This is a genomic window from Flavobacterium sp., from assembly GCF_043756175.1.
Taxonomy (GTDB): domain Bacteria; phylum Bacteroidota; class Bacteroidia; order Flavobacteriales; family Flavobacteriaceae; genus Flavobacterium.
Window position 1 is genome coordinate 16,637 of record NZ_JAYURN010000112.1, and the last position, 16,089, is coordinate 32,725.

At 32.0% G+C, this 16,089-nt stretch carries 12 protein-coding genes; 3 read left to right on the top strand and 9 right to left on the bottom strand.

Going from position 1 to position 16,089, the window contains the following annotated elements; genetic code table 11:
* Positions 1-61: 61 nt before the first annotated feature.
* Positions 62-1,042, top strand: a complete 981-nt coding sequence (locus tag ACH2BP_RS09005) for an acyl transferase (protein ID WP_395059103.1) — start codon at positions 62-64, stop codon at positions 1,040-1,042.
* Positions 1,043-1,168: 126 nt separating this feature from the next.
* Here the strand turns inward: ACH2BP_RS09005 and ACH2BP_RS09010 are convergent, their stop codons facing one another.
* The 3 genes from ACH2BP_RS09010 to ACH2BP_RS09020 form a co-directional block, all read right to left on the bottom strand.
* Entirely contained in the window at positions 1,169-1,576 is a 408-nt protein-coding gene (locus ACH2BP_RS09010; protein WP_395059105.1) for a hypothetical protein, read from the bottom strand.
* 240 nt (positions 1,577-1,816) lie between these two features.
* Positions 1,817-2,836 (bottom strand): phenylalanine--tRNA ligase subunit alpha, encoded by a 1,020-nt coding sequence (gene pheS, locus ACH2BP_RS09015; protein WP_395059107.1) that lies wholly within the window; start codon positions 2,834-2,836, stop codon positions 1,817-1,819.
* A gap of 43 nt (positions 2,837-2,879) precedes the next feature.
* Positions 2,880-3,236, bottom strand: coding sequence for a hypothetical protein (locus ACH2BP_RS09020; RefSeq protein WP_395046695.1), 357 nt, complete (start codon positions 3,234-3,236; stop codon positions 2,880-2,882).
* A gap of 152 nt (positions 3,237-3,388) precedes the next feature.
* Between ACH2BP_RS09020 and ACH2BP_RS09025 the strand changes: the two genes are divergently transcribed.
* Positions 3,389-4,408, top strand: coding sequence for a CvpA family protein (locus tag ACH2BP_RS09025; protein WP_395059109.1), 1,020 nt, complete (start codon positions 3,389-3,391; stop codon positions 4,406-4,408).
* A 28-nt stretch (positions 4,409-4,436) separates the two neighbouring features.
* On the opposite strand, the gene ACH2BP_RS09030 is transcribed toward ACH2BP_RS09025, so the two are convergent.
* The 4 genes from ACH2BP_RS09030 to ACH2BP_RS09045 form a co-directional block, all read right to left on the bottom strand.
* On the bottom strand, positions 4,437-4,607 hold the full coding sequence (locus tag ACH2BP_RS09030; protein ID WP_395059111.1) for a hypothetical protein: 171 nt from the start codon (positions 4,605-4,607) through the stop codon (positions 4,437-4,439).
* A gap of 281 nt (positions 4,608-4,888) precedes the next feature.
* Entirely contained in the window at positions 4,889-6,355 is a 1,467-nt protein-coding gene (gene rpoN, locus ACH2BP_RS09035) for an RNA polymerase factor sigma-54 (protein ID WP_395059113.1), read from the bottom strand.
* A 96-nt stretch (positions 6,356-6,451) separates the two neighbouring features.
* The gene (gene asnS / locus ACH2BP_RS09040) at positions 6,452-7,888 is read right to left on the bottom strand and encodes an asparagine--tRNA ligase (RefSeq protein ID WP_395059115.1); all 1,437 of its coding nucleotides are present in this window, start codon (positions 7,886-7,888) and stop codon (positions 6,452-6,454) included.
* 187 nt (positions 7,889-8,075) lie between these two features.
* Complete coding sequence (locus ACH2BP_RS09045) at positions 8,076-10,493, bottom strand: RND family transporter (protein ID WP_395059117.1); 2,418 nt, start codon at positions 10,491-10,493, stop codon at positions 8,076-8,078.
* Between the two features lie 183 nt (positions 10,494-10,676).
* On the opposite strand from ACH2BP_RS09045, the gene ACH2BP_RS09050 reads away from it, so the two are divergent.
* Positions 10,677-12,947 (top strand): cation:proton antiporter, encoded by a 2,271-nt coding sequence (locus ACH2BP_RS09050; protein WP_395059119.1) that lies wholly within the window; start codon positions 10,677-10,679, stop codon positions 12,945-12,947.
* 3 nt (positions 12,948-12,950) lie between these two features.
* Here the strand turns inward: ACH2BP_RS09050 and ACH2BP_RS09055 are convergent, their stop codons facing one another.
* Both ACH2BP_RS09055 and ACH2BP_RS09060 read right to left on the bottom strand, forming a co-directional pair.
* A complete protein-coding gene (locus ACH2BP_RS09055) occupies positions 12,951-15,203 on the bottom strand; it encodes a DUF5686 family protein (protein WP_395059121.1) in 2,253 nt (750 codons plus the stop codon).
* 106 nt (positions 15,204-15,309) lie between these two features.
* Positions 15,310-16,062 (bottom strand): hypothetical protein, encoded by a 753-nt coding sequence (locus ACH2BP_RS09060; protein WP_395059123.1) that lies wholly within the window; start codon positions 16,060-16,062, stop codon positions 15,310-15,312.
* Positions 16,063-16,089: the final 27 nt, after the last annotated feature.

The following is a 16,089-nucleotide window of genomic DNA, read 5'->3' on the forward strand; positions in this document are numbered from 1 at the left end:
TTAGAAAGCTCCAATTTATGTTGGAGCTTTTTTATTTTATGTACTTTTGTAAAAAAAAGACTTGATTTCTTCAGCCGATATATTTAGTATTTCAAATCAGAAGCAATTTGAAAAAATCGCTTTGAAAATTTTTCGTTATCAATACGAGAATAATTTGGTATATCATGAATTTTGTGATTACCTAAAAACCGACGTTCATAAAGTAAAAACGATACAACAAATTCCATTTTTGCCTATTCAGTTTTTTAAAAGTCATGCCGTTCTTTCAAATTCAAATCCTATTGAAGCTACTTTTAGCAGTAGTGGAACTACGGGAATGATTACCAGCAAACATTTAGTTACAGATGTTTCTTTGTATGAAGACAGTTACCGCAATGCATTTTCGCAATTTTACGGAAATATAGAAGATTACTTAGTTTTGGCATTGCTCCCATCGTATTTAGAGCGCGAAGGTTCTTCGCTAATTTATATGGTCGATGATTTGATAAAGCTGTCAAACAATTCTGATAGTGGTTTTTACCTGCACAATCACGAGGATTTAATTAAAAAACTCATTGCTTTAGATAATGAAGGACAAAACGTAATCCTTATTGGTGTAACTTATGCTTTGTTAGATTTGATTGAAAAACAGAAATTTGACCTAAAAAATACCATTGTCATGGAAACTGGTGGTATGAAAGGCAAACGCAAAGAAATGATTCGAGAAGAATTACACGAGCAACTTTGCGATGGTTTTGGTATAAATGCGATACATTCTGAATACGGAATGACCGAATTGCTTTCGCAAGCGTATTCTCTTGGAAACGGCGTGTTTGAATGTCCTAATTGGATGCAAATCTTAGTTCGTGATACAGAAGATGCTTTAACTTACGTTGAAACCGGAAAAACTGGTGGTATTAATGTAATTGATCTAGCCAATATAAATTCTTGTTCGTTTATTGCCACTCAGGATTTGGGCAAGAAATACTCAAATAATACGTTCGAGGTTTTAGGACGTTTTGATAATTCAGATATTCGTGGTTGTAATCTGATGGTTCTGTAAAAACAGATTTATACCGTTTTATCATTGAATTTACTGAAATAACAAACACATACTTTGTCATTCCGAGGAACGAGGAATGACAAAGTACTCAACAAATATGACAGTGTTTTTAAAGCTAAAATGGGATTATCTCACAATTACACCATCTACAAACAAAATTGGCACTTCTTCTAACGGATTATCGTTTGCAAAATTAGTTTTGAAAATAAATTTCTTGTCGTATAAAGTATTCCCAATAAAGTAAGTTGCCATAAACTCATTATTAAGTCTGAGGACACTTTTTTCGATCATTTCGACTTTTTTTACCGAAACTGGAGGAACTTCTACAAAAGCGTGACGAAGTGACGAAGTTTTTTTCATTTCTCCATCAATAGTTCCAAATGCTTTCGAGACTAACATGACACCATCAAGCTGAAAATCGGAATCATTTATAAGGTAGATATTCCATATTTTTTCCATAAAGTCATCGCTCCATTCTTGGATTGCGGCTAGGAAAACATTTTCTACGGTTGGTATATTGATGTCGGATTTCATTTTAGATTGGTTAGATTTTTAGACTTCTTAGATTTCTAGAAATAATGTTGAATTCACACAAATGTTTAGCCCAGATAGAAACGAAAAGCCTTTTGAGTCTCGTTGCATTTTTTTCTGACAAGAAAGGGCGACTGAAAGAAGCTCCTTTTGTGGCTTGAAAAAAACAAACGAGAAGAAAAAGCTTGTAGTGGATAGCTGGAATATGCTCCTAATCTTCGACAAGCTCAGATTGACAATTGATTATATATTTGACTTAAATTGCTCTAGGAAACGAACGTCGTTTTCGTAAAACATTCTGATATCACCTATTTGATAAAGTAACATAGCAATTCTTTCTATTCCCATTCCGAAGGCAAATCCGTTGAATTCGTCGGGTTCGATACCGCAATTTTTTAGAACATTGGGATCGACCATTCCGCAACCTCCTATTTCTAGCCAGCCAGTTCCTTTTGTGATACGGTAATCAGTTTCTGTTTTTAGTCCCCAATAAATATCTATTTCGGCACTTGGTTCGGTAAACGGAAAGTATGACGGACGTAATCGAATTTTCGATTTTCCGAACATTTCTTTTGTAAAATATAACAAAGTTTGTTTCATATCGGCAAAGGAAACGTCTTTGTCAATATACAATCCTTCCACTTGATGAAAAATACAGTGAGAACGCGATGAAACGGCTTCGTTACGAAAAACGCGTCCTGGCGAAATGGTTCTTATAGGCGGTTTGTTGTTTTCCATATAACGCACTTGTACTGATGAAGTGTGCGTGCGCAACAAAATATCTGGATTAGTTTGTATGAAAAATGTATCTTGCATATCGCGAGCTGGATGATATTCTGGCAAGTTTAATGCTGTGAAATTATGCCAATCATCTTCGATTTCTGGTCCTTCGGACACGTTGAATCCGATATTTGAGAAGATGTCGATAATTTGGTTTTTCACTAATGATATTGGGTGACGAGAGCCTATTTTTATAGGTTCTGAAGGACGTGACAAATCGCCATAGAAGCTTTTTATTTCTTCTTTGCTTTCAAGATCTTCCTGAATGGTTTTTACTTTTTCTTCAGCAATTGTTTTTAATAAATTGATTACTTGACCAAATTCCTTTTTCTGATCGTTTGGCACATTTTTGAATTCGGCAAAAATATCTTTAACCAATCCTTTACTTCCTAAGAATTTGATTCGAAATTCTTCGAGTTTTTCTTTATTTTGCGTCGAAAATTCTTTTGCTTCGGCAATGTATTCTTTAATCTTGTCTGTCATCGTTCAGGTAATAAAGGTGCAAATTTAATGAATTTTCACCAATTTATTCAATTAGTTTTTTCTCTAAAAAGTAGTTTACAATAGCATCTTTCATAAGCACCGATTGTTCTCCTGCTTTTAATGGCGGTAACTCTTCTTTTACTTTATAATGAGGCCAGCCGTCGTTATCGAAAAATTCGAATTCGTAGTAACCATAAGGCTCTAACAAACGACAAATAGCAATGTGCATCAGGTTTAGTTTTTCGTCTTTTTTATAAGTTTGATGAAATTTCCCTAATTCTTGTACACCAATTAAATAAATGATGGCATCTAAATCTAAATCTTCTCCTTGCGAAAATTGATCTGATAATATGTTTACAAGCTGTTCCCAGCGTTCTTTGAGTTGTATATCTCTTGACATTTTAATTTTATATTTTAGATTTCGGATTTGCTTCGCCAGTTCGCTGGCGCTCGGGTTAGATTTATTCTAAAAAACAAAATCTTTCTTGGCTGTAAAGATAGTGAGTTGTATTTGGAATAAACAATTTTGATATATTTGATAAAAATAAATTTATGGGGATTATTGATATTATTTTAGGAGCTTTATTGGTTTTTGGGTTTTACAAAGGTTTTAAAAATGGACTTTTTGTAGAATTAGCTTCTTTGATTTCGTTTTTTGTTGGAATTTTTGTTGCGATCAAATTCTCTTATATCATGAGTGATTTTCTCGGAAAACATGTTTCTTGGTCGCCTAAAACCATTCAAGTTTCTGCATTTATCGTTACTTTATTACTTGTTGTTATTGCGATTCATTTTCTGGCCAAAATTTTTACAGGAATAGCAAGTTTTGCTTTTCTGGGCTGGGCAAATACTTTGGCAGGCGGTTTTTTTGCTACTATTAAAACTGCTTTGCTAATTGGAATTGTATTGAGTTTGTTTCAAAAAGTGAATATAAATTACATGATTGTATCTAAAGAAACACAGGAAAACTCTATACTTTTTAATCCTTGTATAAAAACATCGGAAACTTTATTGCCGACATTAACGGATTGGTTTACGAATTTGAAAGAGAAAGTTGCAGATGATAAAGAGCTAGTATATGAAAATTGTGAACTAGAAAGATTCTTGAAAGATTTAAAAACTCCAAAACTCGCAAAAGAATTATTCGAAAATAAAGCTAAGAATGATGTCAGAGCTCTTGAATACTTTGAAAAATTAAAAAGTTTAGACAAATGTGAACGAATTTTCTATTTTAAAGTGATTACAAACTCATATGAAATTGCTGATGGTGCTTATGCAGAAGGTTTAGGATATTCTGGACTTGATTATATTGAAACAAATACTGTAGATTTTCTAAATTATTTTGAAAATGAAAAATTCTTCACTACGAATGATTTAAAAATTTGGGCTAAGATAATAATGTTAGAATTTTCTTTAGAATATGACAATGAAAAAAATACAAATATTTTAAACAAATTCATTTCAAAGATAAATCAAAATTGTAAAGATTGTAATACATCTCAAAAAGAAACATTAAAAAAGTTTAGTTATTATTTGTCTCAAGAATGGAAAAATTATTTAGCTAAACAATAAAGTCTACAGATACAAATCCAGTACTTAATTATGATTTCTTTCTTTTATTTTTGAAATAAATAAAAACTCCAATAAGTAATATTAATAGATAAACATAAAACCAACGAGAAACTTCGAGGCGTGAACCTGTCGTTACAAAAATATAATCTGTATGATTTTCGGGAATAAATCCACCTTTTGTTTGTAATAGTATTTGCATAGATAAATTTACTTCAACTCCTTAAATAGCACTTTTTTCTATCCAACCTTGTTTTAAATCTAAAAGCTGTATTTTTTTGTAATTATTTAAGCTTTCTAAAACAAAAACTTTGGTTCCTGCATGAAGCACAAAAGCATCTTGTGCCGATGATTTTGGTTCGCTTTTTACAAATGTAATGTCTGCAAAAATAATAGCTGGTCTGTCATTATTGCTTTGGTTTTTCTCAAAAAATCCTGCAATTGTTTTTATATAACCTGCTTTCAGAAGTAATATTTCAATTTTTACATTTTCTTTCTCATTCTCGCCACAGGAATATCCAATTGCTCACGGTATTTCGCAATGGTTCTTCGGGCTATAGGATAGCCTTTTTCTTTAAGAATATCTGCCAGTTGGTCATCTGGCAAAGGTTTACTTTTGTCTTCTTCTGCGATGACAGTTTGAAGAATATTTTTAATTTCGATAGTAGAAACTTCTTCTCCTTGGTCGTTTGTCATTGCTTCCGAGAAGAATTCTTTAATTAGTTTTGTCCCATAAGGCGTGTCTACATATTTGCTGTTTGCTACACGCGAAACTGTCGAAATATCCAACCCAATCATGTCCGCAATATCCTTTAGAATCATTGGTTTTAGGTTGGCTTCATCGCCATCTAGGAAGTACTCTTGTTGAAAATGCATTATAGCATTCATCGTAACATACAATGTTTCCTGACGTTGTTTTATAGCATCGATAAACCATTTTGCAGAATCTAATTTTTGCTTGATAAACTGAACCGCATCTTTCTGCGCATTCGATTTGTCTTTAGAATCCTTATAAGTTTTCATCATGTCCTGATAATCTTTCGAAACATGAAGTTCAGGTGCATTTCTTCCGTTTAAGGTCAATTCTAATTCGTTATCTACAATTTTTATAGCAAAATCAGGCACCACGTGTTCGGTCATTTTGTTACTTCCAGTAAAAGCACCACCTGGTTTTGGGTTTAATCTCTCGATTTCGTCAATTCCATTTTTAAGTTGCTCCCTAGAAACTGAGAATTTCAATATTAATTTGTCGTAATGTTTTTTTGTAAATGCTTCGAACTGATCTTGAATAATACTAATTGCCAAGGCAACAGATTCAGTTGGTGTTTTGTGTTTCAATTGCAATAACAAACATTCCTGTAAATCTCGAGCTCCTACTCCTGAAGGTTCTAATTCGTGAACAATATGCAGAATTTTTTCGACTGTTTTTTCATCGGTATAAATGCCTTGCGTAAACGCCATATCATCGACAATATCTTGTATTGTTCTTCTGATATAACCCATATCATCGATACTCCCAACCAAAAACTCAGCAATATCACGCTGATCATCGGTCAAGATAAAAGTATTTAACTGATTTATTAAATCTTGATGAAAACTAACTGGAGCAGATAATGGTGATTCTCTCTCTTCATCATCATCACTATAATTATTGGCTTGCGTTTTGTAATCGGGTGTTTCGTCGTTACTTAAATATTCGTCTATGTTTATGTCGCCAGAGTCGATGCTGTCATTGTCTTCATACTCATCATAATCTTCATTATTATCGAATTCATCTTTTTCGTAAGTTTCTTCTTGATCATCTCCTCCTTCTAATGCCGGATTTTCGTTCATTTCTTCTAATAAACGTTGTTCGAATGCTTGAGTAGGCAATTGTATTAGCTTCATCAACTGGATTTGTTGTGGAGATAATTTTTGAGATAATTTGAGATTTAGAAACTGCTTTAACATTTTGTGTTCAGGGTTTAGAAGATTTAGAAGGTCAGAAGGTTTAGTTCTAGAAACACTCTAAACTTATAAACCTTCTAAACTTCCTAAATTATTTTTTTAAAATTCCGCATTCATTGGTGTTCTAGGAAAAGGAATTACGTCACGAATGTTTGTCATTCCAGTTACAAAAAGAACCAAACGCTCGAAACCAAGTCCGAAACCTGAGTGAACAGCGCTTCCGAAACGGCGTGTATCTAAATACCACCATAATTCTTCTTCATCAATTCCTAGTGCTTTCATTTTTTCGACAAGAACATCAAAACGCTCTTCTCGTTGAGATCCACCTACGATTTCTCCAATTCCTGGAAAAAGGATATCCATGGCACGAACTGTTTTTCCATCTTCGTTCAAACGCATGTAAAATGCTTTGATATTTGCTGGATAATCAAATAAAATCACAGGACATTTGAAGTGTTTTTCAACCAAATAACGTTCGTGTTCACTTTGCAAATCGGCTCCCCATTCGTTAATAATATAATTGAATTTTTTCTTTTTATTTGGAGGACAATCTCTCAAAATATCAATCGCTTCGGTATAAGAAACCCGTTTGAAATTGTTTTCTAAAACAAAATTTAGTTTTTCTAACAAAGCCATTTCGCTGCGTTCCGCTTGTGGTTTCGATTTTTCTTCGTCTAATAAACGACCTTCTAAGAATTTCAAATCGTCTGGACATTTGTCCATCGTGTATTTTATTACATATTGAATAAAATCTTCGGCCAAGTCCATATTGTCAGTCAAATCATTGAAAGCCACTTCTGGTTCGATCATCCAAAATTCTGCCAAATGGCGAGAAGTATTCGAATTTTCGGCTCTAAACGTAGGTCCAAAAGTATAAATCTGACCCAAAGCCATGGCAAAAGTTTCTCCTTCCAATTGTCCCGAAACCGTTAGATTGGTTTCTTTTCCGAAGAAATCTTCTTTGTAATTTACTTTTCCTTCTTCAGTTCTTGGTGTATTGTCGAAAGGTAAAGCGGTTACTTTAAACATTTCTCCAGCTCCTTCCGCATCAGATCCTGTAATAATTGGTGTATTTACATACACAAACCCTTTTTCTTGAAAATAACTATGCACAGCATATGACAAAACCGAACGCACTCTCATAATCGCCCCAAACATATTTGTTCGAACACGCAAATGGGCATTTTCACGCAAGAAATCTAAACTTGGTTTATTTTTAGGTTGTATTGGGAATTTCTCAGCATCAGAATCGCCAAGAATTTCTAATTTCAAAACTTGAACTTCATATTTCTGACCAGCACCTTGACTTTCTACTAAAGCACCAGTTACAGAAACAGCAGCGCCAGTTGTAATACGTTTTAGTGTTTCATCAGCGGTATTTTCAAAATCGACCACACACTGAATATTATGAATAGTCGAACCATCGTTCAAGGCTATAAACTGATTGTTTCTAAAAGTTCTTACCCAACCTTTTACATTTACTTCTTGAAGTGTTTGAGTGCTATTTAGTAAGTCTAAAATTCTTGTATGTTTCATTGTATTTTGATAATTGTAATATATTGTTGCAAATATAATTGATTTGTTGTAATTTTTAGAAGCTATTTCCCGCTATCCGTTCCAATCTTTTGCTTTTTAAAGGAAAAAGCAAAAGGATTTCCACTGCTATCAGGGCTAGTATCGCTGGGATTATTCATTATTTTTGAATTTTCATCAAAAACAGAAACTATTTTTTATTTTCTAACTCATCAACTTCTTCATCGGAATGTTCTAAAATATCGATAGTTGGTTTAATAAATTCTTGTTCGTTCGACAGTGTTTTGTTTAATGACAACACAAGTGCTGGCAACAAAACCAAGTTAGACAACATTCCGAAGAACAGTGTTATTGCGACCAATCCTCCAAGTGCTACGGTCCCTCCAAAACTAGACAACATAAACACCGAAAATCCGAAAAACAAGACTATCGACGTATAAAACATACTGATTCCAGCATCGTTAAACGTGGCTATAACTGATTTTTTTATCTTCCAATCGTTTCTAGCTAATTCTAATCTGTATTGGGCAAGAAAACGTAAAGTATCATCGACCGAAAGTCCGTAAGCAATTCCGAAAACTAATATGGTTGATGGTTTTAGTGGAATTCCTAAAAAGCCCATTAATCCTGCTGTAAGAACTAAGGGTAATAAATTTGGGATTAACGATACAATCACCATTTTGACAGAACGAAACATAATTAAAACCAATAATGAGGTGATAAGAAATGCAAAAGCCAATGATGACAGTAAATTATCCAACAAATATTGCGTTCCCTTCTGAAAAACCGACGCCTTTCCTGTAACAATAAAATTGTATTGCGGTGATGGAAATAATTTATTGGCTTTGGCTCTAATTTGAGCTTCGATAGCATTCATTTTTTCACCATTTTCGTCTTTAATAAAAGTCGTAATTCTGGCAAATTGTCCTGTCGAATCTACATAACTTTTCATCAAATTTTCTTTCGAATTTTGCATAGCATTTTTTGCATACGACAAAATAAAAGCTTGTTCTTGTTGTGTTGGTAATTCATAATATTCGGGATTTCCGTTATAATAAGCTTGCTTCGAATATTTAACTAAATTTACTATTGACAGTGGTTTTGCTAATTCAGGAATTTCTTGAATCGTTTCTTCGAGTTCTTCCATGCGTTTGAGCATCGATAATTTCATGACGCCTTTTTTGCGTTTGGTGTCAATCATTATCTCCAATGGCATTACACCATCAAATTCTTTTTCAAAGAACCGAATATCATCAAAAAAAGCTGTACTCTTGGGCATGTCTTCAATAATACTTCCTGAAATTCGCATTTCATAAATACCAACTATCCCAAGAATTAATAATAAAATAGCAGTGATGTAAACTCCCACACGATTGTACTTTACGGTTCGCAAAATCCAATCCATGAATGAAGTAAGATATTCTCGTTCTAAATGTCCTAAATGTCTAGGAATTGGTGCAGGAATGTAACTGTGAAATATTGGAATAATAATTAAACACAAAACATAAAGCGCAATAATATTTATCGAAGTCACGACACCGAACTCTGTTAGCAAAACATTATTAGTTGCAATAAATGTTGCAAATCCTAACGCTGTTGTCAGGTTTGTCATTAGTGTTGCCGTTCCTGTTTTTGTAATAACACGTTGTAGCGCCTTGGCTTTATTGGCGTGAATTTTGTATTCTTGATGGTATTTGTTAGTCAAGAAAATACAGTTAGGAATTCCGATAACAATAACTAATGTCGGGACAAGCGCCGTGAGTACCGTGATTTCGTAACCTAACAATCCTAACAAACCGAATGACCACATAACGCCAATAATTACAATAATTAAGGAAATTATGGTTGCTCGAAATGATCTAAAAAAGAAAAAGAAAATAAGCCCTGTAATGAGTAATGCAGCACCAATAAACAAACCTATTTCGTCTAGAATTGTTTTTGCGTTTAATGTTCGAATGTATGGCATTCCTGAAGTTCGAAGATCAACACCAGTTTCACTTTCAAACTTTTCAATTTCAGGAATTAATTTGTTAAGTACAAACTCTTTTCTTGCTTTTGTATTGATTATTTTTTTGTCTAAATATATTGCCGATCGGATTGCAGCTGATTTTTTATTAAACAGCAAACCTTCATAAAAAGGCAATTTATTTAATAATTCAGATTTCACTTGCGACAAATAAGCTTGACTTTTAGTTTTATTAGCATTTATTAATGGGGTAAGTTCAAACTTTTCGAGCGAATCATTTTTAACCAATTTCTTTAAATTACTAATAGAAATTACTAAATCAACCTCTTTATGAGATTGAATAGTAGTCATTAAATCACTCCAAGCTTTATAAACTTTTGGAGTGAATAATTTTGGGTCTTTAGTTGCAATTACTACAAGATTGCCTTCTTCGCCAAAGTTTTTTAAGAATGATCTATAATCTACATTTATCTGATCATCAAACGGAATAAGGTTGGCTTCGGTTTGTGTGAATTTAATGTTTTTCCATTGCATGGAAAATAGGATTGTAATAATTACAATTCCTGATAAAAAAACAATTCTATTTCTAAGGATTACTCGGGCAATAAACTCCCAAAAACCTATACTTAACATCTTTTTCATAAAATCTAAAATGGAAAGCAAAGGTAATTAAAACCTATAAAGTTTAACTGTTTAAATAAAAAGTTTTAATGTGTTAATTCTCTTAATATTAATTTTAAGTGATTAATTTATTGAATGTTTTTATTTGTAGGTGAATTTTGTCATCTTTGTAAAATATAAAGCTGATAATTCTCCTGTTTTTTTATGAAAAATTTAAAAAATGCATTGTTTTATTTTACTGTTACTGGCGTTTTTACGGCTTTAATATACTGGGTTGTTGGACAAGGTAAAAGCCTAGAAATTGGAAGAAAAATTATCGCTCCTTCAGCAAAAAATACAGAGTGGAATCAATTTTTAGATTCGCTAACACATAATTTACACCATCCTTTGGCCATTTTATTAGGCCAAATAATTACCATAATTATTGTGGCTCGTTTTTTTGGCTGGATTTTCAAGAAAATTGGTCAACCATCAGTGATTGGAGAAATTATAGCAGGTATTTTTCTTGGCCCATCAGTTGTAGGAATGTATTTTCCAGAGTTTTCATTGGCATTATTCCCAATAGAATCTCTTGGAAACCTTCAATTCTTGAGTCAAATTGGACTAATCCTCTTCATGTTTGTTATAGGAATGGAATTAGACCTGAAAGTACTAAAAAACAAAGCCAATGAAGCTGTTGTAATAAGTCATGCCAGTATAGTTATTCCGTTTGCGTTAGGAATTTCTTTAGCATATTTTGTATATCATAAATTTGCACCACAAGGAGTCGAATTTCTGTCTTTTAGTTTGTTTATGGGAATCGCAATGAGTATTACTGCATTTCCGGTTTTGGCAAGAATTGTACAAGAAAGAGGAATTCATAAAACAAAATTAGGAAGCATCGTGATTACTTGTGCCGCCGCTGATGACATTACAGCTTGGTGCTTGCTTGCTGTTGTTATTGCCATTGTAAAAGCTGGAACATTTGAAAGTTCTCTTTACGTTATTGGTCTAGCAATATTTTATGTTTTGATCATGTTGTTTCTAATAAAACCATTCTTCAAACGAGTAGGCGATTTGTATTCGAACAACGAAAATTTAAGCAAACCTGTTGTTGCCATTTTCTTTCTAACACTTATTTTATCATCTTATGCAACCGAGGTCATAGGGATTCATGCACTTTTTGGTGCGTTTATGACAGGTGTTATCATGCCAGATGTATCTAAATTCAGAAATATTTTTATCGAAAAAGTTGAAGATGTTGCCTTAATACTTTTACTTCCCTTATTTTTTGTTTTCACAGGGTTGCGTACACAGATAGGATTGATTAACGATCCTTATTTATGGAAAATTACGGGATTTATTATTTTAGTTGCAGTCGTAGGGAAATTTGTGGGAAGTGCCCTTGCTGCTAAATTTGTAGGCCAAAACTGGAAAGACAGTTTAACAATTGGCGCCTTAATGAACACCCGCGGATTAATGGAACTAGTCGTTTTAAATATTGGTTACGATTTAGGAGTACTAACTTCTGAAATGTTTACCATGATGGTTATTATGGCATTAGTTACCACATTTATGACTGGGCCAGCTCTGGATTTAATAAACCATGTTTTTAAAGAGAAAGAAACATTAACTCCAGAAGATGTAATTGAAATTAATAAATATAAAATTCTTATTTCGTTTGGAAACTACGAAAAAGGAAAATCATTGCTTCGATTGGCAAATAGCTTAATCAAAAAACAAAAAGAAGTTTCTACCATAACTGCAATGCATCTATCGGTTAGTGATGAAATGCATGGTTTTAATCTTGAAGACTATGAAAAAGAAACTTTCATTCCTATCCTTGAAGAATCTAAATCATTAAATCAAGATATAAATACGATATTTAAAGCAACAATCGACATTGAAACCGACATTGCGGACATTGCCAATCATGGTGACTATGACTTACTGTTAGTAGGATTAGGAAAATCTATATTTGAAGGAACTTTACTTGGTAAAGTGTTGGGATTTACCACAAGGATAATAAATCCAGACAGACTACTCGATAAGATTACTGGAAAAGAAGGCTTGTTTGCGAATTCGATTTTTGATGAGAGGACACGTCAAATTATTGCCAAAAACAAAACCCCATTGGGTATTCTTGTAGACAACGAATTGAATTATACCGACAAGGTATTTGTCCCTTTCTTTAGCACTGACGATTCTTTTCTGGTTGATTATATTCAAAAATTAGTCTATAATAACAATTCAAAAATTAAAATTATTGATGTAAATAATCAGATAGAAAACAACTTTTTGATAAAAAATGCCATACAAACTTTAGAGAAAACCTACCCAGATAATATTGCCCTAGTAAATGAGGATCAGATACTAAAATCATTCTTAATCAAACAAGATTTGATGGTTATTAGTTTAGATAGCTGGAAGAAATTAGTCGATTCGCAAAGCGTTTGGTTAAGCAATTTGCCTTCTGTTTTAATTATCAAACCTTAAGTTTTAAAGCCCTAAATCAATTTTAATACTTAATTTTATAGCAATATTGTCTTCAAAACTTGGTAATTGGTTTGGTCCATATCTATAAAAAGCAACGAATCCCAATCCTTGATATATTTGATTTAACTCAAATCCAGATTCCATAAAACCTTTCTCAAGTGTCTTAAAGTTTAGGTTTAAATGTCGGTCTAGATTCTCTAAACTTCCAATTCCGTATTTGGTAACAATAGAAAAAACAGGTTTTATTTTTTTGCTAATTTCAAATTTAGGAAACTGATGTTCTAACTGAAAAAAAGCATATTTATTCGAGAAGAACTCATTATAATACATGGTCTCAAAGCTGTCTTTTCCTGCAAAAGTGATGCGCTGTATAATTTTATCTTTGGTCAGATTATTTGGTGAATGATTGTAAACATGCGTTATTGGGACATCGCCAAATGCATAACCACCTTCCATAAGAAACATTAGTTTGTGGTTTGAGTTAAACTTTTTTTTGTAATCAAATCGAAAATCTATTTTACCAAAATCGAAATCATTATTCCATAATTTAAGAATAGTTTTTGAAAACTGAAAAGTAAATTTCGGGTAGTTTTTATCAATCTCAATTGTTTTGTTTGGAGTTTGCATGTACTTACTAAGCGGATTCCATTGCAAGGAAACGGCTAGTACAGTTGTTTTAAATTTATTATACAAATTATCATTTAGTTTGTATAAATAATCAAATCTGGGAATAATATCACTTTGCGAAATTTGCCAAATGCTTTCTGTTTTTGGAATAATTTTAGTTTCAACAAACCCTCTCCAAGTTACGTGATTATAAAAAGTACTAATATTAAACGGCCTCGGATCGTAAATTTTGAAGGTTCGTTTATCAACTTCAAAAGAAGTGCTTGCAATTTCGTTTACATCATCCTTGTACGAAAAACCCAACCAAGTTTCCGAGTGATTATCTACACGAAATGAGTTGGCAATGTATCCTTTAAAAAAACCATCTTTTGTTCCATAAACATAATATCCTTCTAGTTTGTAATTTTTAGAGAGTTTTTCATTCGTAATTCCACCTATGCCTAATCTGAATCCTTCATAATTGTTGTAACGAAAAACATAACGCAAATCGACATCAAAAAAGCCAACTGGATAATAACCTTTGAGCACTTTCCTGCCAATTTTAATTTTGTTTTCGTACTTTCTTTTCTGAATCAAACTGTCTAATGAAAAGTAAGTTGCAACACTCTTAACATCGGTCGAATCATTAAAATAATTATACCAAAGTGGTTCTTTTTTTGAAATTGCATTTTCGCTTATTGTTATGGCAATATCTGGATGTTTTATTTTTTGAATCTCATTGAATCTTGGCTCAAAATAGGTTGTATTAGATTTAATTTCGACAAAATCTGAAGCGTATTTTTTGCCTGTAGGGTTTATTTTAGAATCATTACCCTCAAAAGTAATAGTTTCACCAAGGATCTTAATAGGGAATTTACTGTTTCCTTTTTTTATAGAAAGGTTGCTTTTTATTGGAAACCAATTACCTAGTTCTTTATTGTACTGAAAATTATGATTGGATTTTATTTGTACTAATCCCGAAACTTTCAACTCTATTTTTGCAATGCTAAATTTTTGGGCATCAATAAATAAAATCCCTTCCATCTGATCTATTTTAGATTTTTTTTTGGGTTGAAATGAAACTTTATAAACTTTTCGATTCTCTAAAACACTAGTTTCTATAAAATTATAATTATATTTTCTTAATCCTTTATCAGAAATTGGGCTTGTGTATCCTTTTTCTACTAGTGAATATTTATCATCATAAACCGAAAAAGGCTGTAATTGCAAAGCAAAATATTCGAAAATAGGCTCTTTGAAACCTGCCATTTTTGTAGCCAAGATCCTTTCTTTCTGATGGTTATTTACAACCTGAAATTTTGAAATTTTTTCTGTTTGGTATAGGTGTTGCTTTGAGATAATTTTTTTAAAAAAATAATCGGAAGAGTCTATCTCAGACAATACTTTTCTCTTATGTTTGGTGACAAAAACAGAATCTATTCTGCCTTCTATTAAATCAGGATTTGCGGTAATTATAAGTTTGTTGTAAGCTGTAAATTCGTAATTATTAGGATTGTTTACTCGTTTATACAGAATTACTTTCTTTATAATTGTATCATTATTAGATGTGTTTTCTTGTGCAATAATTTTTATATTAGCAAAAAGGATAAGGAAAAAACATATAAAAGAAAGTTGCTTTTTTGAAGTCATAAATTTTCATTACTTTTTTTGCAGGAATACTTACAAATATAACTTTAATAAATAAAAAATCCGAAGAAATCGGATTAGTTATGTAATTTAAAGAATTGAAGTTTTATTACGACAAAGTAATTGTTGTATTTAGAATAACTTTAGATTTATCGAAAACATTAATAAATAAAATACCCTCTTGTAAATTAGTTACTGGTATTTCGCATTCTACTTTAATAGTTTTATTCTGATATTTAACTTTTTTTGAAGCGCTATAATTTAAAGTTTCATTACCAAATTTTTCGACATTATTACTTCCTAAAACATTGTTTTTAGTATCTATAATTTGAATGTAAAAATCTTTGTTTGTCGATTTTGCCAAATCATTTTCGGCAATCATAAAACTAACTTTTATTAGATTTATTTTGCTGGCTTTGTCAGTTTCGTTTAGTTTCCCAGAACCTTTCGATTTATAGAAATTTGTTTTAAACTCATAAAAATACAACTTTGAGGCTTCGGTAATTTTCTTTGATAACTTGTTGTTAGAAACCGTTAGTGTATCATTTTTTGTTTTTTCTTTAATCAAGCTAGCGCTAGTTTTAGTTAACGTAACATTGGTTTTGGTTAAAACAGCATTGGTACTGTCAATTTTACTTTTATAAGTGTTTATTTCGCTAAGTAATGCTTTAATCCTATTATCGGTAATACTTGCTGTTTGTTTATAATCGACAAGTGTTTTTTCAGTAATACTTTGTGACTTCAAGTCGAGTATAAGCTGTTTTACTTTATTTTGTTCTTTAAGCAATTTATTTGATAATGATTTGTTTGATGTCATTATTTGAGTTAAAAACAATTGAGATTTTTCTAAATCTTTCAGCATATTTTCTTTTTCTTCCCTAAGAGAGAT

Bases quoted from the DNA above. Each gene is read 5' to 3' on its own strand.
- ACH2BP_RS09010 (WP_395059105.1), bottom strand. From the start codon at position 1,576: ATGAAATCCGACATCAATATACCAACCGTAGAAAATGTTTTCCTAGCC.
- pheS (WP_395059107.1), bottom strand. From the start codon at position 2,836: ATGACAGACAAGATTAAAGAATACATTGCCGAAGCAAAAGAATTTTCG.
- ACH2BP_RS09020 (WP_395046695.1), bottom strand. From the start codon at position 3,236: ATGTCAAGAGATATACAACTCAAAGAACGCTGGGAACAGCTTGTAAAC.
- ACH2BP_RS09025 (WP_395059109.1), top strand. From the start codon at position 3,389: ATGGGGATTATTGATATTATTTTAGGAGCTTTATTGGTTTTTGGGTTT.
- ACH2BP_RS09030 (WP_395059111.1), bottom strand. From the start codon at position 4,607: ATGCAAATACTATTACAAACAAAAGGTGGATTTATTCCCGAAAATCAT.
- rpoN (WP_395059113.1), bottom strand. From the start codon at position 6,355: ATGTTAAAGCAGTTTCTAAATCTCAAATTATCTCAAAAATTATCTCCA.
- asnS (WP_395059115.1), bottom strand. From the start codon at position 7,888: ATGAAACATACAAGAATTTTAGACTTACTAAATAGCACTCAAACACTT.
- ACH2BP_RS09045 (WP_395059117.1), bottom strand. From the start codon at position 10,493: ATGAAAAAGATGTTAAGTATAGGTTTTTGGGAGTTTATTGCCCGAGTA.
- ACH2BP_RS09050 (WP_395059119.1), top strand. From the start codon at position 10,677: ATGAAAAATTTAAAAAATGCATTGTTTTATTTTACTGTTACTGGCGTT.
- ACH2BP_RS09055 (WP_395059121.1), bottom strand. From the start codon at position 15,203: ATGACTTCAAAAAAGCAACTTTCTTTTATATGTTTTTTCCTTATCCTT.
- ACH2BP_RS09060 (WP_395059123.1), bottom strand. From the start codon at position 16,062: ATGCTGAAAGATTTAGAAAAATCTCAATTGTTTTTAACTCAAATAATG.